The sequence below is a fragment of the Agreia sp. VKM Ac-1783 genome (assembly GCF_900177765.1).
Classification (GTDB): domain Bacteria; phylum Actinomycetota; class Actinomycetes; order Actinomycetales; family Microbacteriaceae; genus Agreia.
Genome location: NZ_FXWI01000006.1, coordinates 82,077 through 105,084 on the forward strand (window position 1 = coordinate 82,077; position 23,008 = coordinate 105,084).

The window sequence follows — 23,008 nt, forward strand, 5'->3', positions numbered from 1 at the left end:
CCTTACTTGTTGGTGAAACCGAGCAGAACTCCGCCCGTGATCTTGGTCGCGAGGTTATACAGAACCGCGCTGATCGCGCCGAGTGCGGTGATGACGATCACGTTGAGGATCGCCACGATCACCGCGAATCCCATGACCTGTGACAACGAGGCGAAGTCGAAGAGATCGAAGTTCTCTTTACCCGCGATGTCTTTCAGGAGCCCGTTGATCTGGTCGAAGACACCGGTCTGGTTGAGAAGCGACCACACGAGGAACGCCACGACGATCGTGATGATTCCCAGAATCACCGCGAAGAGGAACGAGAGCTTGAGGATCGACCAGAAGTCGACGTAGACCAGCTTGAGCCGCACCTGCTTGGTGGCAGCGGGGCGCGACGACTTCTTCGCGAGTTTCTCGGCGACATTACTCATTCGTCGATTCTTCCTTTCCGTCGGGCTCTGATTCGCCCTGTGCGGCGGCCGTGCTCTCTGGAACACTATCCGACACCACATCGGCATCGAGGTTTCGTTCGGTGTTCTTTGCGAGAGCGATGATTCTGTCTTCGTCTGCGAAACGGGCGAACACAACACCCATGGTGTCACGACCCTTGGCGGGTACTTCGGCCACGGCAGAGCGTACCACCTTGCCGCTGGCAAGAACCACAAGCACTTCGTCGTCTTCTTCAACGATCAGAGAGCCCGCGAGATCGCCTCGAGCCTCCTGCAGTTTGGCCACCTTGATGCCGAGGCCACCACGCCCCTGCACGCGATACTGCTCTACGTGGGTGCGCTTGGCGAAGCCGCCCTCGGTCACCACGAAGACGTAACCCTCTTCGGAGACCACGGACGCGGCGAGCAGATAGTCGTCGCTACGGAACTTCATGCCGATGACGCCCGCGGTGCTTCGGCCCATCGGGCGCAGAGAGTCGTTCGACGCCGTGAAGCGGATCGACATGCCCTTCTTCGAGACGAGAAGCACATCGGAGTCTTCTTCGACGAGCAGCGCCGAGACGAGCTCGTCTCCCTCGCGGAGGTTGATCGCGATGATTCCGCCGGAGCGGTTCGTGTCGTACTCGTCGAGCGCCGTCTTCTTCAGTAGGCCGCCCCGAGTCGCCAGCACGAGGTACTTGGCAGCCTCGTAGTCGCGGATGTCGAGCACCTGTGCGATCTGCTCGTCGGGCGCCATCGCCAGCAGATTGGCTACGTGCTGGCCTTTCGCGTCGCGGCCGGCCTCCTGCAGCTCATACGCCTTCGCACGGTAGACCCTGCCCCTGTTCGTGAAGAACAGCAGCCAGTGGTGCGTCGTGGTGACGAAGAAGTGCTCCACCACGTCGTCTGCGCGCAGCTGCGCACCCTTGACGCCCTTGCCGCCGCGGTGCTGGCTGCGGTAGTTGTCGCTGCGCGTGCGCTTGATGTAGCCGCCGCGCGTGACCGTGACCACCATCTCCTCTTCGGGGATGAGATCTTCCATGTTCATGTCGCCGTCGAACCCGAACACGATCTCCGTGCGGCGATCGTCTCCGTACTTGTCGACGATCTCGCCGAGCTCTTCGACGATGATCTCGCGCTGACGCGCCTGCGACGACAGGATGAAGTTGTACTCGTCGATCTTCAGCTGAAGCGCGTCGGCCTCGTCCATGATCTTCTGGCGCTCGAGGGCGGCCAGGCGACGAAGCTGCATCTCGAGGATGGCGCGGGACTGCAACTCGTCGATGTCGAGGAGCTGCATGAGTCCGTCTCGAGCATCTTCGACCGTGTTGGAGCGGCGGATCAGGGCGATGACCTCGTCGAGCGCGTCGAGCGCCTTGAGGTAGCCCTGCAGGATGTGCATGCGCTCCTGAGCTTCACGCAGGCGGAACATCGTGCGGCGAACGATGACGTCGATCTGGTGGGTGACCCACTCGCTGATGAATCCGTCGATCGAGAGTGTGCGAGGAATACCGTCGACGATCGCGAGCATGTTCGCGCCGAAGTTCTCTTGAAGCGACGTGTGCTTGTAGAGGTTGTTCAGAACGACCTTGGCGACGGCATCGCGCTTGAGCACGATGACGAGTCGCTGACCGGTGCGACCCGAGGTCTCGTCGCGGATGTCGGCGATGCCGCCGACCTTGCCGTCTTTGACGAGGTCGGCGATCTTGATCGCCAGGTTGTCGGGGTTGACCTGGTAGGGCAGCTCGGTGACGACGAGGCAGGTGCGACCCTGCAGCTCTTCGACGCTGACGACCGCGCGCATCGTGATCGAACCGCGACCGGTGCGGTACGCATCCTGGATGCCCTTGGTGCCGAGGATCTGGGCGCCGGTCGGAAAATCAGGGCCCTTGATGCGCTCGATCAGCGCGTCTTGCAGTTCCTCGCGCGACGCATCCGGATTCTGGAGTGCCCACACCGCGCCCGAGGCGACCTCGCGCAGGTTGTGCGGCGGGATGTTGGTGGCCATTCCGACCGCGATGCCGACAGATCCGTTGACCAGCAGGTTGGGGAACCGAGCCGGAAGAACGACGGGCTCGAGCGTGCGGCCGTCGTAGTTGTCTTGGAAGTCGACGGTCTCCTCGTGGATGTCGCGCACCATCTCGAGCGCGAGCGGAGCCATCTTGGTCTCGGTGTATCGAGGGGCGGCCGCGCCGTCGTTGCCTGCGGAGCCGAAGTTGCCCTGGCCGAGAGCCAGCGGGTAGCGCAGGCTCCACGGCTGGATGAGACGCACGAGGGCGTCGTAGATCGACGAGTCACCGTGCGGGTGGAACTGTCCCATGACCTCGCCGACGACGCGGGCAGACTTGGAGAAAGCCCGGTCGGGGCGGTATCCCCCGTCGTACATCGCGTAGATGACGCGGCGGTGCACGGGTTTGAGCCCGTCGCGCACGTCGGGAAGAGCGCGGCCCACGATCACGCTCATCGCGTAGTCGAGGTAGGAGCGCTGCATCTCGAGCTGCAGGTCGACCTGCTCGATGCGGTCGGTCGTGGCGCCCGAGGAGTCGGGTGCCTGGGGGATGTCGCCCGTGGTGTCGTCAGTCATGGTGTCCTAGCGGTAGAGCCCGTCGCCGGGCAGAGCGCATCAAATATCGAGGAAGCGAACGTCTTTAGCGTTCTTCTGGATGAAGTTGCGTCGGGATTCGACGTCTTCGCCCATCAGGGTCGAGAAGATCTCGTCGGCGGCGGCTGCGTCGTCGAGCGTGATCTGGCGCAGCGTGCGCGTGTCGGGGTCCATCGTGGTGTCCCACAGCTCGCGGTAGTCCATCTCACCGAGACCCTTGTAGCGCTGGATGCCGTTCTCTTTCGGGATGCGCTTTCCGGCGGCCTGGCCATCGACCAGCAGCGCGTCGCGCTCCGCGTCGGAGTACACGTACTCGTGTGCCGAGTTGGTCCACTTGAGGCGGTAGAGCGGCGGCATGGCGAGGTAGACATAGCCGAGCTCGATCAGAGGCCGCATGTAGCGGAACACCAGCGTGAGCAGCAGGGTCGTGATGTGCTGGCCGTCGACATCGGCGTCGGCCATCAACACGATCTTGTGATACCTGGCCTTATCGGGGTTGAAGTCCTCGCCGATGCCCGCGCCGAACGCGGTGATCATGGCCTGGACCTCGTTGTTGCCGAGCGCCCGGTCGAGCCGTGCCTTCTCGACATTCAGGATCTTTCCGCGAAGGGGCAGGATCGCCTGGGTCTCGGGGTTACGGCCCTGGATGGCGGAACCGCCGGCCGAGTCACCCTCGACGATGAAGATCTCGCTCTTCTCGGGATCACGAGAAGAGCAGTCCTTGAGTTTTCCAGGCATTCCGCCGCCCTCGAGCAGGCCCTTGCGCCGGGTCTGTTCGCGGGCCTTGCGGGCAGCAAGACGGGCCTGGGATGCCTGGATCGCCTTGCGGATGATGTCACGGGCCTGCGCGGGGTTGCGATCGAACCAGTCGGTGAGCTCTACGCCGACGACGCGCTGAACGAAGGCTTTGGCCTCGGTGTTGCCGAGTTTCGTCTTCGTCTGGCCCTCGAACTGTGGCTCGGCGAGCTTGATCGAGATGACGGCCGTCAGGCCCTCGCGCACATCGTCGCCCGAGAGGTTGTCATCTTTCTCTTTGATGATGCCCTTCTCGCGGGCGTACTTGTTGACGAGGGTCGTCAGCGCAGCGCGGAAGCCCTCTTCGTGGGTGCCGCCCTCGTGGGTGTTGATGGTGTTCGCGTAGGTGTGCACGCTCTCGGTGTAACCCGTGGTCCACTGCATGGCGACCTCGAGCGCGATCTTGCGCACCGTGTCCTCTTGTTCGAACGAGATGATCTCTTCGTTGACGAGGTCGTTCTTCTTCGCTCTGTTCAGGTACTCCACGTAGTCTTGGAGGCCCTTTTCGTACAGGTACGTCACCGCCACCGGCTCGCCGTCGTCGCCGGCCGTCGCGCGCTCGTCGGTGAGACTGATGCTGAGACCCTTGTTCAAGAAGGCCATCTGCTGGAAGCGAGCACGCAGGGTCTCGTAGTCGAACTCGATCGACTCGAACGTCTCGGCGCTCGGCCAGAAGGTGATGCGCGTTCCGGTCTCGGTTGTGGTCTCGTCTTTCGACAGGGGTGCCTCGGGAACTCCGTTGCGGTAGCTCTGCCTGTACACGTTGCCCTGGCGGCGCACCTCGACTTCGAGTTCGCTGGAGAGGGCGTTGACCACCGAGCTGCCGACACCGTGGAGACCACCGGAGACCGCATAACCGCCGCCGCCGAACTTGCCACCGGCGTGGAGGATCGTGAGAACGACCTCGACGGTCGATTTCTTCTCGACGGGGTGCATGTCGACGGGGATTCCGCGACCGTTGTCGGTGACCTGGATGCCGCCGTCGCGACGCATCACGACGTCGATGGTGTCGGCGTAGCCGGCCAACGACTCGTCGACGGAGTTGTCGACGATCTCGTAGACCAGGTGATGCAGTCCGCGGGGTCCAGTCGACCCGATGTACATACCCGGACGCTTGCGCACCGCTTCAAGGCCCTCGAGAACCTGAATCTGGTTGGCGCCGTACTCGCTGTCGGGGTTCACTTTGTCTGACTCAGACATATAGAAATGGGCTCCTCAGTGCCGCCTCTATGTGAGTCATGAAGGCGACCCTTAATTCTAGCAAAGGCAGCGTGAGTTAAACGGCTATATGGCGATCTGAGCGGTTTATTTTGCCAAGGTGACCGTATTTGCCACGTCAACCGTAGGTATCGCGAGGACCACGCCCTGGAATTGATCTGGAGCCCTTTTTCCAGGACGGTGCGTGGGGTGCCTGAAAGCGAACGCTCTCAATGCCCGCGTCGGGGTAGGACTGGGCGATGCGGGTCATGATCATCGTGCGCATGTGTCGCAGTTGAGTTGCCCACGCCGTGGAGTCGCACTGCACTGTGAGAACCGAGTCCGTGACGTCGAGCGGAAAGCTGTGTTCGGCCGTGTCGGCGCCGGCGATCTCCCGCCAGGCCATTAGTAGATCCGACTTCGCGAGCGGTGTCGCCCAGCCCAACTCGCTGGTCATCGCCGTCATCACATCGGCGATACCTCTCGGATCGCGGCCGCGACCGTATGCCTCGCTCTCGACGACAGGTTCGCGCGTGCGCCTCTTGCGAGGGCCGTAGCGTCGACTCGTGGCATCGCCGAAGACCTCTTTGAATCGCAGATACACCGACGACGACAATGACAGTGAGGTCGCTTTCCCCGACCCGTCGTGCCCTGAGTCTGCCTGAGGAATCTCCTGAGTCACGCCGTATTCCCTTCGACAGGCTCAGGGAACGGGTCTGGCTCAGGGGACACGTCTGGTTCAGGGGACACGTCTGGTTCAGGGAACGGCACACTCGGATCGACGATCGTTCCCGCGCTGATGCGCACCGTGTGCGGCGTGAGCGACTCGGGCACGTCGTCGTAGACGGCAGCCGTTATCAGCACCTGTTCGTAGTCGGCGACCGCGATGGCCAACCGCTTGCGCCTGGCCTCATCGAGCTCGGCGAAGACATCGTCGAGGATCACCACCGGGTCTCCGGTGGGCGATTCGACGCGCAGGAGAGCGGCAGCAGAGAGCTTGAGCGACAGCGCGTATGACCACGACTCTCCGTGACTCGCGTATCCCTTTGCCGGAAGGCCGTTGAGTTCGAAGACGAGATCGTCACGATGCGGACCGATGAGCGTCAGCCCGCGATCGAGCTCCTGTCGCCTCACGCGGACCAGCCCTTCGCGGAACAGCTCAGCGATCTTCTCCCTGGTCAGAATCTCTTTCGTCGTTCCCTCCGGCACTGCGAATCCATCATCCGCCTGCTCGTCGGCATCCGGATGCGCGGCGAGCACGCTGAGCCGATTGCCCAACGCCGGTCGATGGTCGGCCCCGGCGATCGAGCGGTACGCGTCGACGACGAGCGGATGAAGACGGCTGACGAGCGCGACCCGTTCGGCGATCAACTCGCTGCCGAGCGCGACGAGTCGTTCGTCCCAGATGTCGAGAGTCGAGAGGTTGGCTCCTCGCAGGCCCTGTGCTCGGGCGGATTTGAGGAGTGTGTTGCGCTGCTTGAGCACGCGCTCGTAGTCGGACTGCACCCCGGCGAGGCGGGGCGTGCGTGCCACGAGCAGCTGATCGAGGAATCGTCGTCGACCCGACGGTTCTCCTCGGATCAAGGCGAGGTCTTCGGGAGCGAAGAGCACCGACGAGAAGTATCTCGGCAGCTCGCGAGGCTTGATGACCGAGCGATTGACCTGGGCGCGGTTTGCGCTCGAGCGGTTGATCTGGACTTCGACGAGCAACTCGCGTGCCTCGTGTTCGAGCCGAGCTCGCACGATGGCTGCGTTCTGGCCGGCACGGATCATCGCGTGATCGACGGAGACGCGGTGCGAGCCGAGGCTGCTGAGATAGCCGAGCGACTCCACCAGATTCGTCTTACCCTGGCCGTTGCTTCCGACGAAGAGATTCGGTCCCGGCTCGAGGTCGACCTCTGCCGTGGCGTAATTACGAAAGTCGACGAGCGAGAGATGCCGAACGAGCACGGTTCTCTCCTGTCTTACTTACTGGTTGCGCTGGTCGAGTAGTCGCGCAACGACGGAACCGGCGTATCGAGACCACGGAGTCGTGGCCTCGATACGCTCGTTCCTCGCTACTCGACCAGCGCGGTTCCGTTCTAGTCTTCGGCCTTCTTGACCGCGTGACCGCCGAACTGGTTGCGCAGAGCTGCGACCGCCTTCATCGAAGGCGAGTCCTCCTGGCGCGACACGAAGCGAGCGAAGATCGACGCCGAGATCGTGGGCACGGGCACGGCGTTCGAGAGAGCTTCTTCGATGGTCCAGCGGCCTTCGCCGGAGTCCTCGACGTAACCCTCGATGTCTTCGAACTCGGGGTCCTGCTCCAGCGCCTGAACGAGGAGCTCGAGCAGCCAGGAGCGCACGACTGTTCCGCGCTGCCATGCCTTGAAGGTTCCCGTGACGTCTTTGATGATGTCTTTGCGGGTGTCGAGAAGTTCGTAGCCCTCGGCATAGGCCTGCATCAGGGCGTACTCGATGCCGTTGTGCACCATCTTGGCGTAGTGACCCGCGCCGACCTCGCCGACGTGAACGAAGCCCTCTTCACGAGGTCCTTCGGGACGGAGGGCGTCGAAGATCGGCATCAGCGTCTCGATGTTGGCCTTGGTGCCACCGACCATCAGTCCGTAGCCGTTCTCCAGGCCCCAGATGCCGCCCGATACGCCAGCGTCGACGTAGCCGATGCCCTTGGGCTCGAGCTCTGCCGCGTGCTTGAAGTCTTCGGTGAAGCGGGAGTTTCCTCCGTCGATGACCAGGTCACCGTCAGAGAGAACGGTTCCGAGCTCGGTGATGACCGAGTCGGTGATCTTTCCGGCGGGAACCATGACCCACACGACGCGAGGGCTGGGGAGCGCGGCAGCCAGAGCTGCAAGGTCGGCCACGTCGGAGACGGCGGGATTGTTGTCGTACCCCGTTACCTCGTGACCTGCGTTGCGCAGGCGCGCACGCATGTTGTTGCCCATCTTGCCGAGACCGACGAGTCCAATGTGCATTACAGAATCTCCTTGACGAAAGATGTGGGTGAGGGCGTCCGGGATCCCGGCCACCGGCATCCGGTGATTACCGCAGCAACAGGTTCGGCTGCAGCAGGTATTTGTAGTCGTCTGTGCCGGGCTGGTCTTTGGACGACTGGCTCGTGATGAGCACGGGGCCCGGCTTGTTGGGGTTGTCGGTCTTGGTGAACGAGATCCGAACGTATTCCGAGTGCACAGCACTCAGCCCATCAAGCAGGAACTGTGGTTTCAGCGAGACGACGGTGTCGGAGCCGGTGAGAAGCGCGTCGATCGATTCTGATGCCTGAGCCTGCTCGGAGCCGATGGCTTCGAGGGTGACACCGTCGATCGTGAAGGTGAAGCGGAGCGCGGCCTCGCGCTCGAGAACGAGGCTGACGCGACGAGTGGACTCGATGAGTTCGGCGGTATTCATCACCGCATAGTTGTCGACGGTCTCGGGAAAGAGGCGCTTGACAGGAGGGAAGTTTCCCTTGATCAGCAGTGACGTGACCGTCTTCTTGTCGGAACGGAAGGCGATGAGCTCTCGGTCGTCGGTGTTCGTGATCGAGACCGAGATCGTTCCAGCGTTGCCGAACGTCTTTCCGACCTCTTGCAGAGTCTTGGCGGGAACGAGGGCACTCGCCGTCGTCACGCCGGCGTCTCCGGAATCCCAATCGATGTTGCGCACGGCCACGCGGTAGCGGTCGGTGGCGACCAGAGACAGCGTGTTCTCAGAGACCTCGAGCTGAACGCCTGTGATCACGGGGGTCACATCATCGCGTGACGCGGCGACCGCTACCTGCGCCACTGCGGCGGCGAACTTGTCTGCTGGCAGGATGCCGGACTCTTCGCCGATCTGGGGCAGGCTCGGATATTCCTCGACGGGCATGCTCAGAAGAGTGAACTTGGCGGATCCGCTGGAGACGGTGATTCGGGAGTCTTCGGAGGCGAAGCGCACGGGGGCATTCGGAAGCTTGCTGGCGATGTCTGAGAGGAGGCGACCCGATACGAGCACGGTTCCCGGCTCCTCGACGTCTGCGGCGATCTGGGTCTGGGCTGAGACCTCGTAGTCGAACGACGACAGAGTGAGGCCGTCTTCATCGGCTTTGATGAGGATTCCGGAGAGGATCGGAAGAGTGGTTCGCTGAGGCAACAGCTTGACGGCGAAGGAGACGGCTTCGCTGAAGACGTCTCTGTTGGCTTGGAACTTCACGAAGGCACTCCATACGAGATCGGCCAGTTGAGATGGGTTGCTGATTGGCCTCAATGCTAGCGGGTGGTGGGAACGTCGAGGCGTTCTTGTCATTCAGGGACGACGGCGTCGAAAAGGTTGTCGGGGGCTTAATTAACTGAATTTAACGTTAATGGTCTTAACCGCTGTGGATATGTGGATAACTTCTGTGGATTGCAGTCTTCCGTAGGGAACTACAACGGTGTGACATGTAGAAATCGTGTGCGGGGTGCATCCACAACTCGACCGCTCGGAGAACGCCATATGAACGAATCCACAGCTCGGGTGGATCGACTCACATGTTTAAGCGTGTTATCCACAGCTTCTGCACAACGTGTGGAAACTCTTGTGGGTATGAGCTGTCGAGGCCGTGATCACACGTCTTTGTAGCGCTGATTGTGCTTGATGCGATTGCTGATCTCGGTGACCTGGTTGTAGATCGAGCGCTTCTCGGTCATGAGCTTGCCGATCTTGTTGTTCGCGTACATCACCGTGGTGTGGTCGCGACCGCCAAAGAGTTGACCGATCTTAGGCAAGGAGAGGCTCGTCATCTCGCGGCACAGATACATGGCGATCTGTCGTGCCGTGGCGATCGCCTGCGACCGAGAGGAGCCGTAGAGGTCGTCGACAGAGAGTTTGAAGTAGTCGGCCGTGTGATTGATGATGTCGACCGGCGCGATGATGTTGTCTTCGTCGAGAGTGATGAGGTCTTTGAGTACGGTCTGCACGAGTTGCATGTCGACGGGCGTGCGGTTGAGGCTCGCGAACGCCGTGACTCTGATCAGTGTTCCCTCGAGCTCGCGCACGTTAGACGAGACCTTGGTGGCCATGTACTCGAGGATGTCGTCGGGAACCCGCAGCTTTTCGCTCTGCGCCTTTTTTCTGAGGATCGCGATGCGCGTCTCGAGGTCAGGCGTCTGCACGTCGGTGATCAGACCCCACTCGAACCGTGTGCGCATCCGGTCCTCGAAGCCGGTCAGTGCCTTGGGTGGCAGATCCGAGGTGATCACGACCTGCTTGTTGTGATCGTGCAGGGTGTTGAAGGTGTGGAAGAAGGCTTCCTGCGTCTCTGCCTTGCCCTGAAGAAACTGGATGTCATCGATGAGTAGCAGGTCGATGTCTCGGTAGCGAGAGTGGAATGCGGCGCCTCTGTTGTTGGCGATCGAGTTGATGAAGTCGTTGGTGAACTCTTCGCTCGACACGTAGCGGACGCGAACTCCGGGATAGAGGCTCATGGCGTAGTGGCCGATGGCGTGCAGAAGGTGGGTCTTGCCCAGACCGGAATCCCCGTAGATGAAGAGTGGGTTGTACGCCTTGGCCGGAGCCTCTGCCACAGCGACCGCAGCTGCGTGTGCGAAACGGTTTGATCCACCGATGACGAAGTTGTCGAAACTGTACTTCGGGTTGAGACGAGTGTCGTTGTTGCGCGGAGGGCCGACGGTCTCCTGAGCCGGGGTGGGTGCGGTCTGTACGGCCGGCGTCTCGATGTAGACCGGTTCGGATGCGTCGGCCTGGCCGGCCATTTCGCTTCCGCTGATCTCCGGGTTGACCACCACGGAGAAATTCGTGACGGCGAGGCCAGAGTCGAGCTGGCCGATCGCGGCGAGCAGCGACGGCCGGACCCGCAGTTCGAGCATGTCCCGGGTGAAGTCGTTCGGTACCTCGAGGTAGAACGAACCGGCCATGATGCCCTTCGGTACTACCAGCCCCAGGAAACCTCGCAACTGCGGTGTGATTCGTTCATCACGGGACAGTGTCTGAAGGACGGAGCGCCATTGGCCCTCCGTCGAGGCGTCATCCTCCGCCATGGAACTCCCGTCGAACATATGAAAAAAATCGATTCTGCCTGTGGAAAACTTGGCGAATCGAGCCGATGTGTAGAGCGAGCCCGAGCGTCAGCGAACTGGATAACTAAGCTAGTTGCTGGCATGCAGCGGGGCAAGCTCACTGTATTGACTCTACGCGTGTCATGCACAGGCAGTTTCCACAGTCTGTGGATAATACCTGTCTCTCTGCCCGTGAGGTTTGACCATTGGCATTCGAGGTCGTAGGTTTAATCAGTTGACTTGTGGCCAATCGGCCCGCACTTACTTTCCCGGTTCCCTGTCGTGCACTCGCGATGAGGTCCGGGCCACGGAGAACACACCATGAGCAAGAGAACTTTCCAGCCGAACAACCGCCGCCGCGCCAAGGTGCACGGCTTCCGTCTGCGCATGCGCACCCGCGCCGGCCGCGCCATCCTCGGCGCACGTCGTCGCAAGGGTCGCACCGAGCTCTCCGCGTAGCAGCCGAGCTCGTTTCGCTGTGTTGGCTCACGCCAACCGGATCACGACCGCCGATGATTATCGGGGCGTGGTCCGGAGGGGAACACGTTTCGTGTCCCCGAACGCCGTGACGTACCTCCGCACGCCCAAAAACGAGCCCAGCGCACCTGCCGAACCCCGATTCGGATTCATCGTCGCCAAGTCCGTCGGCGTCGCAGTGGTCAGAAATCGCGTTCGTCGGCGACTCAAAGCGGCGAGCTACACGATGCTCGATCGTGTGAAGCCGGGAACCGATGTGGTTGTACGAGCTCTACCGGGAGCAGCATCTCAGCCTTACGGCGTACTCTGCGAAGAGCTAGCCGCATCGCTCCGGAAGGGATCCGCATTCGTATGACGACGGTTCCTGTTTCCTCCGTTTCCTGGAAATACGCTTTGATCAGCGTTTTCCTTATTCCTCGCAACGTCGCGGTGGTTCTGCTCCGCGCCTACCGCGCTGTCATTTCTCCCCTCTACGGCGACGTATGTCGGTACTACCCGTCGTGTTCGTCGTACACCCTCCAGGCAATCCAGCATCGTGGGCTGTCTGTGGGAGTCGGCTTAGGCATCCTGCGCATTGCGCGCTGTCACCCCTGGGCTGCCGGCGGTGTCGACGATGTGAAGCCGGCCAAAAACCCCCGATACGCGCTGACGCCGTTCGGATTCGTTGTTCCACGTAGCCACGGAAAGGGCTAGACGCTTTGGATCTCCTCGGCACCATACTTTGGCCGATCAAATGGGTCGTCGAACTCATTCTGGTCGCATTCCACTACGTCTGGACGTGGGTTGGACTCAATCCAGACGACGGCCTGACGTGGGTGCTCTCGATCGTCGGACTCGTTCTGGTGATCCGTGCGGCCCTCATTCCGATCTTCGTCAAGCAGATCAAGAGCCAGCGCAAGATGCTCGAGGTCGCGCCACAACTCAAGAAGATCCAAGACAAGTACAAGGGCAAGAAAGATCAGTTCTCCCGTGAGGCGATGTCTCGCGAGACGATGGAGCTGTACAAGCGCACGGGGACGAACCCTCTGAGTTCGTGCCTGCCTCTGCTGTTGCAGATGCCTATCTTCTTCTCGCTGTTCTCCGTTCTCAACGACGCGCAGCACGAGAAAGCCGGCGGCGGTGTCGGTCTGCTCAACGAGGCGTTGGCCAAGTCGTTCGGTGAGTCCGATCTGTTCGGCGCTCCCCTGAAAGCGACCCTCGCCAACAACGAGGGCAGCGTGCTCGTCATCGTCTTCGCTGTCACGATGATCGCCCTGATGACGGCATCGCAGTTCATCACCCAGCTGCAGATCATGTCGAAGAACCAGTCGCCCGAAGCCAAGAACAGCCCGATGTTCAAGCAGCAGCGCATCCTCCTCTACATCCTTCCGGTTGTCTTCATCTTCTCTGGTGTGGCGTTCCCGCTCGGCGTGATGTTCTACTGGCTGACCTCCAACTTCTGGACGATGGGACAGCAGTTCCTCGTCATTCGCAATATGCCCACACCGGGCAGCGAGGCGGCCGCAGCGCGCGAAGCCCGACTCGCCAAGCGCGGAAAACTGGTCATCAAGGACGGTCCTCTCAGCGACGAGACAGTCGTAGATGAAGCACCGAAGACGACGCAGCGGCAGCAGCCCGTCGGCAAGAACCGAGCCAAGAAGCAGGGTGGATCCAAGTGAGTGACGTGACAACCGAGACCGTATCGACAGACGAGACCGGCGAGGTCGTCGTTGTCGATGAAGGCGCCGTGGGCACCGATGTGCCTGAGTCGAATGAATCCACCCCGGAAGCCAACCTCGACGATGAGGGTGACATCGCCGCTGACTACATCGAGGAGCTCCTCGACATCTGCGATCTCGATGGCGACATCGACATCGATACCCGTGGTGGCCGCGCATACATCTCGGTCAACGCGTCCGGCGACAGCAACATCCGTGTTCTCTCGAAGCCCGACACCGTGAACGCCTTGCAGGAGCTCACGCGTCTGGCCGTTCAAACGAAGACGGGCGCCTTCAGCCGCTTGATTCTCGATGTGGGCGGCAGTCGCGAGGCCCGTCAGGCCGAGCTCGGCCGACTCGTCGATGCTGCGGTTGTGCGTCTCGACGCCGGTGAAGAGTCTGCTGCTCTGCCTGCCATGTCGTCGTACGAGCGCAAACTGGTTCACGACATCGTCGCGGAGCGTGGGTTGGTGTCAGCCTCCGAGGGTGATGGCCGCGATCGCCACACCGTCATCAGCCGCGGCTGATCGACCACTCCCCCGCGTACACGGGCGTCGTGATGAGCATTCCTGAGAACACCGAAGCCGAGCCACGAGTTGCTGCCGATCTTTTCGGCGACCGCATCGAGCTTGCGCGAGAATTCACCAACGCGCTGGCGACCCATGGCGAGGAGTACGGACTCATAGGTCCGTTGGAACTCCCCCGCCTGTGGACTCGGCACGTTCTGAACTGCGCCCTCGTGGCTCCTTTGCTTCGGCCGGGAACCGTGGGAGATATCGGTAGCGGTGCGGGACTTCCGGGCCTCGTTCTGGCGATCGCTCGGCCCGATGTTCACTTCACTCTCATCGAGCCGATGGAACGTCGCGTCAAGTGGCTGAACGATCAGGTTGCCTCTCTCAAGCTCGGCAACGTCACCGTTCTGCGCGACCGCGCCGAAGACGTGCGACTGCCCGAGGGCTTCGATCAGCTCACTGCGCGTGCAGTGAGTGCGTTCTCCAAGCTCATCCCGATGTGCGCTCCCCTGGTCGTTCCCGGTGGGGAGTTCATCTTGATGAAGGGCATCAACGCAGCGAAAGAGATCGACGCTGCAGAGAAGCAGATTCGACGGTTCAAGCTTCGTGATGTCCGCGTCATCGAACTCGGCGAGGGAGTTCTGCCTGAAACGACGCGCGTGATCAGGGCCATCGTTTCGTAGCTTGTAACGGTGTTTCACGTGAAACATTCGAGTTGCGTCACGACTGTCGCTGGCGGCTGCCAATCGCTGCTGTGTCGACACCGCCCAGCGCTTGGCTCGGAACACCGGAGCGGGAGCCGCCGGGCCTTCTCATACGCAGCCCGCGGAGCTTGTTGGCAGGGGGCTGATGGTCCGTCGTCGCTCCCCCAATGGTTGCGTTCATCGAACTACGCGGGGAACGAATCGCCGTCGCGCGCGTTGCGTGGCCGGGTTGGACGCACGCTGCAACTGCAGTCTGGAAGGGCGTGCATACGGGCGATACCGCTTCCAGCTCTCGTCCGGTGGAGGGATTCACGGGTGTCGGACGTCATCGTCCGTGCGTCGGCCGCGCGAACCAGCTATTGGCGTCGTGGGGTTGATCACTCTGTGATTCCTTTACGTTTGGTCGACCGCGTCTACCTCGAGTCAGGTGCGAGTTCCCTTCGGCGGCCCACTGAAGGGGCGAGCTTGTTCACATGAAGCTGGTCTTGTGGGGCTGTCGTCAAAGTCAGATGTGACCACGAATACCGATCGACGATGGCAGTCTCTGTTAGTGCGTTGTCTTGCGGCTGGCAGGCGAACGAGGCCGACTCGGGGGTTCGACCAGGTCTCCCCCCGTTCTTTACACGTGCACCACTCGCACCACGCAGGGCGCTGCGAAGGCATGGATGCGCCCGCTCACGCACACCACGCACACCACGCACGCAGGTCGGCGCAAGCACACCACGCACGCACGCCACTCGCGCACACCGGGCGCACGTGCGCCGCGCGCACGCACGCACGCACGCGGGGCACGCTCGCACGCGGGGGCACGGGTGCCGGGCACGGGCGCCGAGCACGGCACGTACGTAGCCGGGCCACGCACGCACACGTACCGCGCACATACACGCATGCATGCACGCATGGCACATTGAGATTCTTACGCGGAGACTCCCCAGCGAAGACTCTTATGCGGAGAGAACAACGTGATCCGACCGTGCGCCGATAGTGACGGCTTCGATCTGATTGAAGGTTGGCGAGTGGGCAACGAGTGCCCAGTACAGGCCGTTCTTGCGACCCCGACCCCACGGTGGGTGGTGTCCTCAAGAAGCAGAAGCTGCGATGAAAGCGGAGGCCACGTCGAGATCGTTCTTGGTGCAAGGGGCGCAGCGTCGGTGCCTACGGCGTGCTGATTCCGCGGTAATTGGGCAGGCGGCGCGTCAGTTCCTGTGTCTCGAATTTGGGTGCGCCTGGATGAGAGATGTCAGATGTGGGAAGGCCCGATCGAGGGACGGGGCTCCCGGATGACCAAGCGGATGACCAAGCGGATGACCAAGCCGGTGGCTGGGACCTGCGTGAGAGTCCCAGGCGGCGCGGGCGCAGGGCGAGAGCGTGCAGCTACGCGGAGGTGGCGAGGTCGGGACTCGGTGGAAGCGGGCTGATCGAGCCAGTCAGGAGCGTGCAGGAGAGAGTGTCGTGGGAAAGGCGGTCGTCGCGGAGTGTGCGGGAAAGAGAGTCGTCGAAGAGATTCTGGACTACAGGAGATGCCGACTATGACAGATTCTCGCAAAGACAAGGCTCGATGCTGGAGGCAAGATGGCGGCGCAGAGGCAGTGAAATGGTTCGTGAGGGGAGCAGCACTTGTGGTGGATTTGCTGGGTCTCCTCGGGTTCACATTGCCGTGTCTCGATTGGTCGACGCCGATGGTGACTGAATCCGCGGGCTGTGCTTGGCTCCGGTTCGGGTAGGGACTCGGGATTCGGGATTGTGCGGGGGATGGTGGAGGGTGTCATCGGTGTTGTGCGAGTGTCGTCTGCGAGCTGGCGCGGTCGACTCGAGGAGAAGTCATCAGGGCGGCGCGGCGCGGGTCCGAAGCGCAGAGGGCGGACGGTGCCGACGTGCCGACGGTGGCTGCTGAGTTGGGAAAGGCCAGAGTTGGGTTGCCTTCCAGTTCTCAACGCGGATGTACGGGGCCCGCTGGCCGCCGTACTTTGTGGGATTCACGTCAGACGGGAGGCATCGGGCGGGCGAATCGTCAGGCTGTTGGTTGCGGGCGACGTGAACAAAGAATCGGCTCCTCCAGGCAGGAGCCTGGTCCTCCCCCATGACTTTCAGTGTGATTGCCCCGCCCGCCCGCCGCCCGCCCGCTCGGTCTGCTGCCGCGCTAGGTCTACGGTCAAGTCCGTTTCAGCAGCCATCGACATGTGGGCGCCGCGAGGAAGAGGCGGGCGGTCGACCGTCATAATGAGCAGGATTCGTCGAGTGTTGATCCTCGTCCCGACTGCGAAGGCCGAGCTCATTGAAACACAGACAGGTGTGCGGAGAATCGAGGGCTCTCTCGAACGGCTCCGCGACGAAGGTCGCGTCAAGGAGTCGCGTTCACGCGTGGACCACCTGACGTCAGACACGGGACTCGGTTGCTGGTCCACGATGTTTCACGTGAAACATGTGGAGACAGTGGCGAAGGTGCTCCTGAAGAACCATGCCATTCGGCTTACCGCAGTTGATACTAGACAGTCAAGAGCGAACTCAAACTTTTCGTTCGCTCAAACGGATCCTAAGCGATTTTCGACGATCGCAGATCGGGCGAAAATCGGCCCAAAATCGACCGATTTCTGTCTCAACTTAGAGTTTCCAGCGACGGCGGGTACTTTGGTCTAGGGACGATTTCGTTTCGACAGACGGTCGCTTGATTGACGACCGGTGTCTTCCATCCTCTCCCCCGGCCTCGGGTTTCTTCGGGTCGCCAACGGAACTCAGCAAGTCAGGATTTGTGGATGTCAACGGAACCAATTGGCGGAGGCGCATCGTTCGATGCTTCGACGCCCCTGGCTCGTGAGCTGGCCGACCTCTCGAATCGGCGGCGCAACTTCGCAAAGCGTGTAGTTCCGCTCCCGGAGACGACGCGGGTATTCACGGTCGCCAATCAGAAGGGAGGGGTGGGCAAGACCACGACGACGGTCAACCTCGCCGCGGCCCTCGCTCGCAGCGGTGCTCGCGTTCTCGTGATCGATCTCGACCCGCAGGGCAACGCGTCGACTGCTCTGGGCGTCGAACATCGCGCCGACACTCCGAGCGTGTACGACGCCCTCGTTCGCGACGAGCCCATGGCCGACCTCGTACAGAAGAGCCCGGAGTTCGACACACTCTTCTGTGTGCCGGCGACGATCGATCTCGCCGGTGCCGAAATCGAACTCGTACCCATGGTCGCCCGCGAGCAGCGCTTGCGGACAAGCGTTGACACGTATCTGCAGGAGTCATTCGACGCGGGGCTCGCGTACCACTACGTGTTCATCGACTGCCCGCCCTCACTCGGACTCCTCACCATCAACGCGTTCGTCGCCGCGCATGAGGTTCTCATTCCGATCCAGTGCGAGTACTACGCGCTCGAGGGTCTGAGTCAACTGCTGAAGAACATCCAGCTCATCGAACGTCACCTGAACCCCACGCTCGCGGTCTCGACGATTCTGCTCACGATGTACGACGGCCGCACCCGCCTCGCCTTTCAGGTCGCCGAGGATGTCCGCAGTCACTTCCCGGACCAGACCCTTGCGGCGGTCATCCCCCGCTCGGTGCGAGTGTCGGAGGCCCCCAGCTATGGTCAGACCGTGATCAGCTTCGACCCCAATTCACCCGGCGCACTCTCGTATTTCGAGGCCGCAGCCGAGATCGCAGACAGAGGAGCGCCCACCGATGGCAACTAAGAAGAGAACCGGCCTCGGTCGAGGCATCGGCGCCCTCATTCCTACCAATGACGCGGTCGATTCCGAGGGGCGTCCTGGAGTTCGACCGGTGGACGTGTTCTTCGCCGATCGAGGAGACGCTGCTACTCCCCCTCAGACAGACCTGATCGAGGTGCCCGGAGCGCGGCTTGCACACTTGGATCCCGCAGACATCGTGCCCAATGCAAAGCAGCCGCGGGCAGTCTTCAAAGAAGACGATCTCGCTGAACTCGTCGTGTCGATCCGGGAGATCGGCGTGCTTCAGCCCGTCGTTGTTCGGCCACTCCCCCTCGTTGCCGGCGAGAAGCCCAAGTACGAGTTGGTCATGGGAGAGAGGCGGCTTCGGGCGACGCGGCAGGTGGGCCTGGAGAGCATTCCGGCGATCGTCAAAGACACGGCCGACGAGAACATGCTTCGTGACGCCCTGCTCGAGAACCTCCACCGGTCTGAGCTCAACCCTCTCGAAGAGGCATCCGCGTACCAGCAGCTTCTGAGCGACTTCGGAATCACCCAGGATGAGCTGGCGACACGGATCGGTCGGTCGCGACCACAGATCACGAATACCATTCGGCTGCTTCGCCTGCCCGCCGCGGTTCAGAAACGTGTCGCTGCGGGCGTTCTCAGCGCAGGGCACGCGCGCGCGGTGCTCTCTGCCGGAGATGCCGAGGCGATGACACGTCTCGCCGACAAGATCGTCAACGAAGATCTATCTGTTCGTGCCGCGGAGGCTGCGGCGAGTGCTGCCCCGAAGCCGGCTAAGGCGAAGACCGTCGCTGGCGCGAAGCGCGGTCACCTCGATGAGATCGCCGACCGGCTCGGGGATCGGCTGGACACCCGCGTCAAGGTGAGCCTCGGTCGGTCCAAAGGTCAGATCGTCATTGATTTCGCTACGATCGGTGACCTGAACCGCATCCTGGGCGAGTTGGGCGACAAGGGCTTCGGTCGCCCCTGAGGCCAGCCTGCAGCGGCCCCGCGGCCGCGAGATACGCAAAACCCCGATGTTTCACGTGAAACATCGGGGTTGCGTCGTTAACGGCGAAGGCAATGTTTCACGTGAAACATGCCGGTTGCGGGTCAGGCAGAATCGTCTGCGATTGCCTTCTCGCCGAGAGCCTCGTAGACCTCGCCGAGGTTGAGCCCCGCCGCCTGAATGGCCTGCGGTACCAGGGAGGTCTCCGTCAGCCCGGGAAGTACGTTGGCTTCGAGGAACCAGACAACGCCGTCGTCGTCGATGATGAGGTCGACGCGCGATATGTGTCGCAGGGCGAGCGTCTTGTGAATGGAGAGCGCGGTGGACTGAGCCAACTCGGTGATCTCGGCCGATAGACGCGCGGGAGTGAAGAAGCGGGTCTCCCCCGCGTTGTATCGCGCGTCGTATCCGTAGACGCCGAGGCGGGGCTCGATCTCGACAGCGGGCAATGCGAATGGACCGTCGCCCGTGTCGATGATGCCGACAGAGATCTCGGTGCCCGATACGCGGCGCTCGATCAACGCGACGTCGCCGTAGGTGTAGGCCTCGACGACTCCGCGACGCAGATCATCGGTGTCTGCGACCATCGAGACTCCCTGAGCCGACCCACCCTGGGCTGGCTTCACGACGAGGTCGGTGCCGAACTGACTGGCGACGCGATCGAGAACCTGTGCCGAGCCCAGTTCGCGGAACGTGTCGCGAGGAAGCGTGATGGACTCAGGCGTGGAGAATCCGGCGCGCGCCACGATGACCTTGGCCGTGGGCTTGTGCCAGGCCAGCCGACTGGAGCCGGGCTGAGAGCCGACGTAGGTGATCTCGAGCGCATCCAGGAGCGCTCTCAGAGCGCCGTCCTCACCGCTCGCACCGTGGAGGGCCGGCCAGACGACGTCGGGACGGTTGGACTCGAGGTAGGACAGGAGTGTGGCATCCGGCTCCCGCAGAATGACGGTGTGTCCACGATCGAGCAGGCCGTCGGCCACGCGGCGACCAGAGCGAAGAGAGACGTCGCGCTCGTGCGAGATGCCTCCGGCCAGAACGACAACGGTACGAGAGGTCACGGTATTCATCCCTAGTTTGTGTTGGGCGGTGGTGCTGTGTAGTTGTCATCGCGGCGGATTGCGGTGAGCGGGCCCGTGGCCGAGAACGACTCGAGCAGGTCTCTCTCCGCATTGATGACACTCGTGAGACGGCGAATGCCGAGCTTGATCTGCTCGGGAGTCGGGTAGCAGAACGAAAGACGGATGTTGTTGCGGCCCTGACCATCTGCGAAGAACGCGGTGCCGGGCGTGTAAGCGACCAACTCCGTGACAGCCCTCGGCAGCATCTGCTTGGAATCGAGGTAGTCGGGTAGCGTGAGCCAGACGTAGAAGCCGCCGTTGGGGTTCGTCCAGCTCAGATCGGGCAGGTACTCGGTCAGCGCCGAGAGCATCGTCTCTTTGCGTTCCTTATAGATGCCACGGAACCGATCGATCTGGCCCTTCCAGTCGGCGGTGTCGAGATACTGGCTGATGATCATCTGGCTGAAGGAGCTCGGACTGAGCACGGCGGCCTCATTGGCGAGGATCAGCTTCTCGCGAATGGCATGCGGCGCGAGCGCCCATCCCACACGGAATCCGGGCGCGAGGGTCTTCGAGAACGTGCCCAGGTAGATGACACCGTCGGTTTCGAGTGACCGGATGGCCGCGGGCGGCTTCTCTTCGAAGTACAGCAGGCCGTAGGGGTTGTCCTCGAGAACGAGAATGCCCTCTGACCTGCAGATTTCGAGGATCTCGACGCGACGCTCCCAGCTGAGGGTGACGCCAGCGGGATTGTGGAAGGTGGGAATCGTGTAGAGGAACTTGATGCGCTTGCCGGCTCGTTTGAGTCCGGCGATGTGCTCTCGCAGCGCCTCGGGGATCAGGCCGTGTTCGTCCATGGGAACGTGTTCGATCTCGGCCTGGTACGACTTGAAGATGACGACGGCCGTGACGTAGCTGGGGCCCTCCGAGAGCACCACGTCGCCCGGGTCGAGGAACAGTTTGCTGACAAGCTCGAGGGCGTGCTGAGAACCGGTCGTGACGACGACATCGTCGACACCCGCTTTGATGCCCTCGAGCGCCATGACGTCGAGGATCTGCTCACGCAGCGCAGGAACTCCCTGACCCGACCCGTACTGAAGTGCGGCCGCGCCCTGGTTCGACATGACGCGATTCATGGCGTCGGTGACGAGGTCTTGGGGAAGACCCGAGACGAAGGGCATGCCACCCGCCAGAGAGACGACCTCGGGGCGGGATGCCACGGCGAACAGTGCACGCACCTCTGATGCTGCCAGGCCCGCCGCGCGGGCGGCGTAGTTGCCGTACCACGGGTCGAGGTTGTTTCCTGAGCCACTTCGAGTGTTGTCGTTCACGCGCACTTCCTGGGTCGAGACCGAAATTCCATACTAACCAGCCCCGGGCGTGTCGAACGCCGGGCCGGGCGCATCCCAAGCCACAGGCATCCAGGTGGCCTTTAACGACGTCGGGCCCCCTGCGAGATGCAAGGGGCCCGACGAACGAGCGGATGCTACGCGATGAAGTCTGCGAGGTCCTTCTCGAGTGCGGCCTTGGGCTTGGCGCCGATGATGGTCTTGACGACCTCGCCGCCCTTGTAGACCTTGAGCGCGGGGATCGACGTGATCATGTACTTCGCAGCGGTCTGCGGGTTGTCGTCGACGTTGAGCTTGACGACCTCGATCTTGTCACCGTGCTCGTCGGCGATCTGGTCGAGGATGGGGCCGACTGCGCGACAGGGGCCACACCATTCGGCCCAGAAGTCGACCAGGATCGGCTTGTCGGACTGGAGAACGTCTGCATCGAAGCTGGCGTCGGTAACTGCCTTGGCGTTGGACATGATTGCTTCTTTCTGTGGGATGAAAACTAGTTGACGGGAATGAGTTCTTCGGCGGCGGCGTCAGGCGTGACGTGCGCCGCTTGGGCTAAACCCGCGAGGTAGTGCTCCGCGTCGAGAGCGGCGACCGTACCGGACGCGGCCGCGGTGACGGCCTGGCGGTAGGTGTCGTCGACGACATCGCCGGCAGCGAAGACGCCGGTGAGGTTGGTCTTCGAGCTGCGGCCGTCGACGGCGATGGTTCCGGATGCCGTGAGCTCGAGCTGGCCGTGAACGAGATGAACCCGCGGGTCGTTGCCGATGGCGACGAACAGACCCTGAACAGCGAGCTCGCTCTGCTCGCCCGAGACGGTGTTGCGGAGAGTGAGAGCTTCGACAGCGTTCTCACCGGAGATGCCGACGACCTCGGAGTTCCAGACGAACTCGATCTTCTCGTTGTCGAAGGCGCGCTGCTGCATGATCTTGGATGCGCGGAGCGTGTCTTTGCGGTGTACGAGGTAGACCTTGTCGGCGAAGCGGGTGAGGAAGGTCGCCTCCTCCATGGCCGAGTCGCCACCACCGATGACGGCGATGGTCTTGGTCTTGAAGAAGAAGCCGTCGCAGGTGGCACACCACGAGACGCCTCGGCCACTCAGGCGCTCTTCGTCTTCGATGCCCAGCTTGCGGTAGGCGGAACCGGTGGCGAAGATGACCGACAGGGCCTCGTGCTCTCCGCTGTACCCCGTGCTCACCTTCTTGATGTCGCCAGTGAGGTCGACGCTCGTGACGTCGTCGAGAAGCACCTCGGTGCCGAACTTCTCTGCCTGCTCCTGGAGTTTGCCCATGAGTTCGGGACCCTGGATGCCCTCGGGGAAGCCGGGGAAGTTCTCGACGTCGGTGGTCTTCATCAGTTCGCCGCCGGCCTCGACACTCGAGGCGATCAGAAGCGGGTTGAGCCCCGCCCGGGCAGCATAGATGGCCGCGGTATATCCGGCAGGACCGGATCCGATGATGATGATGTCGCGCACGTGCGTGTCAGCTCCTTGGAAAGGGTGTCGCGAGACGGCCTGGTG

20 protein-coding genes are annotated in these 23,008 nt (G+C 62.2%); 8 read left to right on the forward strand and 12 right to left on the reverse strand.

Annotated elements, in window-relative coordinates:
* Nucleotides 1–2: 2 nt before the first annotated feature.
* The 8 genes from CCK87_RS17485 to dnaA all read right to left on the reverse strand — a co-directional run bounded on the left by CCK87_RS17485 (nt 3) and on the right by dnaA (nt 11,012).
* Nucleotides 3–410 (reverse strand): DUF3566 domain-containing protein, encoded by a 408-nt coding sequence (locus tag CCK87_RS17485; protein WP_086462703.1) that lies wholly within the window; start codon nt 408–410, stop codon nt 3–5.
* Nucleotides 403–2,991: a DNA gyrase subunit A gene (gyrA, locus tag CCK87_RS17490; RefSeq protein ID WP_086462704.1), complete on the reverse strand. Its 2,589-nt coding sequence runs from the start codon at nt 2,989–2,991 to the stop codon at nt 403–405. Before gyrA ends, CCK87_RS17485 begins: the two co-directional genes overlap by 8 nt.
* Nucleotides 2,992–3,030: 39 nt before the next feature.
* Nucleotides 3,031–5,004, reverse strand: a complete 1,974-nt coding sequence (gyrB, locus tag CCK87_RS17495) for a DNA topoisomerase (ATP-hydrolyzing) subunit B (protein WP_086462705.1) — start codon at nt 5,002–5,004, stop codon at nt 3,031–3,033.
* A 136-nt stretch (nt 5,005–5,140) separates the two neighbouring features.
* Nucleotides 5,141–5,683: a DciA family protein gene (locus tag CCK87_RS17500; RefSeq protein WP_249273973.1), complete on the reverse strand. Its 543-nt coding sequence runs from the start codon at nt 5,681–5,683 to the stop codon at nt 5,141–5,143.
* Nucleotides 5,680–6,951 carry a DNA replication/repair protein RecF gene (gene recF, locus CCK87_RS17505; RefSeq protein WP_086462706.1) on the reverse strand — a complete coding sequence of 424 codons (1,272 nt, stop codon included), beginning with the start codon at nt 6,949–6,951 and terminating at the stop codon, nt 5,680–5,682. The genes CCK87_RS17500 and recF overlap by 4 nt, the downstream gene beginning before the upstream one ends.
* Nucleotides 6,952–7,082: 131 nt before the next feature.
* Nucleotides 7,083–7,973 (reverse strand): phosphogluconate dehydrogenase (NAD(+)-dependent, decarboxylating), encoded by an 891-nt coding sequence (gene gnd / locus CCK87_RS17510; RefSeq protein WP_086462707.1) that lies wholly within the window; start codon nt 7,971–7,973, stop codon nt 7,083–7,085.
* Nucleotides 7,974–8,040: 67 nt separating this feature from the next.
* Complete coding sequence (gene dnaN / locus CCK87_RS17515; protein WP_086462708.1) at nt 8,041–9,186, reverse strand: DNA polymerase III subunit beta; 1,146 nt, start codon at nt 9,184–9,186, stop codon at nt 8,041–8,043.
* A 392-nt stretch (nt 9,187–9,578) separates the two neighbouring features.
* Nucleotides 9,579–11,012 carry a chromosomal replication initiator protein DnaA gene (gene dnaA, locus CCK87_RS17520; RefSeq protein ID WP_086462783.1) on the reverse strand — a complete coding sequence of 478 codons (1,434 nt, stop codon included), beginning with the start codon at nt 11,010–11,012 and terminating at the stop codon, nt 9,579–9,581.
* A 339-nt stretch (nt 11,013–11,351) separates the two neighbouring features.
* Between dnaA and rpmH the strand changes: the two genes are divergently transcribed.
* The 8 genes from rpmH to CCK87_RS17565 all read left to right on the forward strand — a co-directional run bounded on the left by rpmH (nt 11,352) and on the right by CCK87_RS17565 (nt 19,070).
* The gene (rpmH, locus tag CCK87_RS17525; RefSeq protein ID WP_010204566.1) at nt 11,352–11,489 is read left to right on the forward strand and encodes a 50S ribosomal protein L34; all 138 of its coding nucleotides are present in this window, start codon (nt 11,352–11,354) and stop codon (nt 11,487–11,489) included.
* Nucleotides 11,490–11,508: 19 nt separating this feature from the next.
* A complete protein-coding gene (rnpA, locus tag CCK87_RS17530) occupies nt 11,509–11,862 on the forward strand; it encodes a ribonuclease P protein component (RefSeq protein WP_086462709.1) in 354 nt (117 codons plus the stop codon).
* Nucleotides 11,859–12,200 (forward strand): membrane protein insertion efficiency factor YidD, encoded by a 342-nt coding sequence (gene yidD / locus CCK87_RS17535; protein ID WP_086462710.1) that lies wholly within the window; start codon nt 11,859–11,861, stop codon nt 12,198–12,200. Before rnpA ends, yidD begins: the two co-directional genes overlap by 4 nt.
* A gap of 5 nt (nt 12,201–12,205) precedes the next feature.
* Nucleotides 12,206–13,165, forward strand: a complete 960-nt coding sequence (gene yidC / locus CCK87_RS17540) for a membrane protein insertase YidC (protein WP_086462711.1) — start codon at nt 12,206–12,208, stop codon at nt 13,163–13,165.
* 68 nt (nt 13,166–13,233) lie between these two features.
* The gene (locus tag CCK87_RS17545) at nt 13,234–13,731 is read left to right on the forward strand and encodes a R3H domain-containing nucleic acid-binding protein (RefSeq protein WP_086462784.1); all 498 of its coding nucleotides are present in this window, start codon (nt 13,234–13,236) and stop codon (nt 13,729–13,731) included.
* A 38-nt stretch (nt 13,732–13,769) separates the two neighbouring features.
* Complete coding sequence (gene rsmG, locus CCK87_RS17550) at nt 13,770–14,399, forward strand: 16S rRNA (guanine(527)-N(7))-methyltransferase RsmG (RefSeq protein WP_170927346.1); 630 nt, start codon at nt 13,770–13,772, stop codon at nt 14,397–14,399.
* 2,774 nt (nt 14,400–17,173) lie between these two features.
* Nucleotides 17,174–18,100, forward strand: coding sequence for a ParA family protein (locus CCK87_RS17560; RefSeq protein ID WP_086462714.1), 927 nt, complete (start codon nt 17,174–17,176; stop codon nt 18,098–18,100).
* Nucleotides 18,090–19,070: a ParB/RepB/Spo0J family partition protein gene (locus CCK87_RS17565; protein ID WP_086462715.1), complete on the forward strand. Its 981-nt coding sequence runs from the start codon at nt 18,090–18,092 to the stop codon at nt 19,068–19,070. The genes CCK87_RS17560 and CCK87_RS17565 overlap by 11 nt, the downstream gene beginning before the upstream one ends.
* 122 nt (nt 19,071–19,192) lie before the next feature.
* On the opposite strand, the gene CCK87_RS17570 is transcribed toward CCK87_RS17565, so the two are convergent.
* From CCK87_RS17570 to trxB, 4 genes are all read right to left on the reverse strand, one after another.
* Complete coding sequence (locus tag CCK87_RS17570; RefSeq protein ID WP_086462716.1) at nt 19,193–20,155, reverse strand: D-alanine--D-alanine ligase; 963 nt, start codon at nt 20,153–20,155, stop codon at nt 19,193–19,195.
* Between the two features lie 2 nt (nt 20,156–20,157).
* Nucleotides 20,158–21,477, reverse strand: coding sequence for a PLP-dependent aminotransferase family protein (locus tag CCK87_RS17575; RefSeq protein WP_086462785.1), 1,320 nt, complete (start codon nt 21,475–21,477; stop codon nt 20,158–20,160).
* Nucleotides 21,478–21,632: 155 nt separating this feature from the next.
* Nucleotides 21,633–21,959 (reverse strand): thioredoxin, encoded by a 327-nt coding sequence (gene trxA / locus CCK87_RS17580; RefSeq protein WP_085488115.1) that lies wholly within the window; start codon nt 21,957–21,959, stop codon nt 21,633–21,635.
* A gap of 26 nt (nt 21,960–21,985) precedes the next feature.
* Nucleotides 21,986–22,963, reverse strand: coding sequence for a thioredoxin-disulfide reductase (trxB, locus tag CCK87_RS17585; protein ID WP_086462717.1), 978 nt, complete (start codon nt 22,961–22,963; stop codon nt 21,986–21,988).
* Between the last annotated feature and the right edge of the window lie 45 nt (nt 22,964–23,008).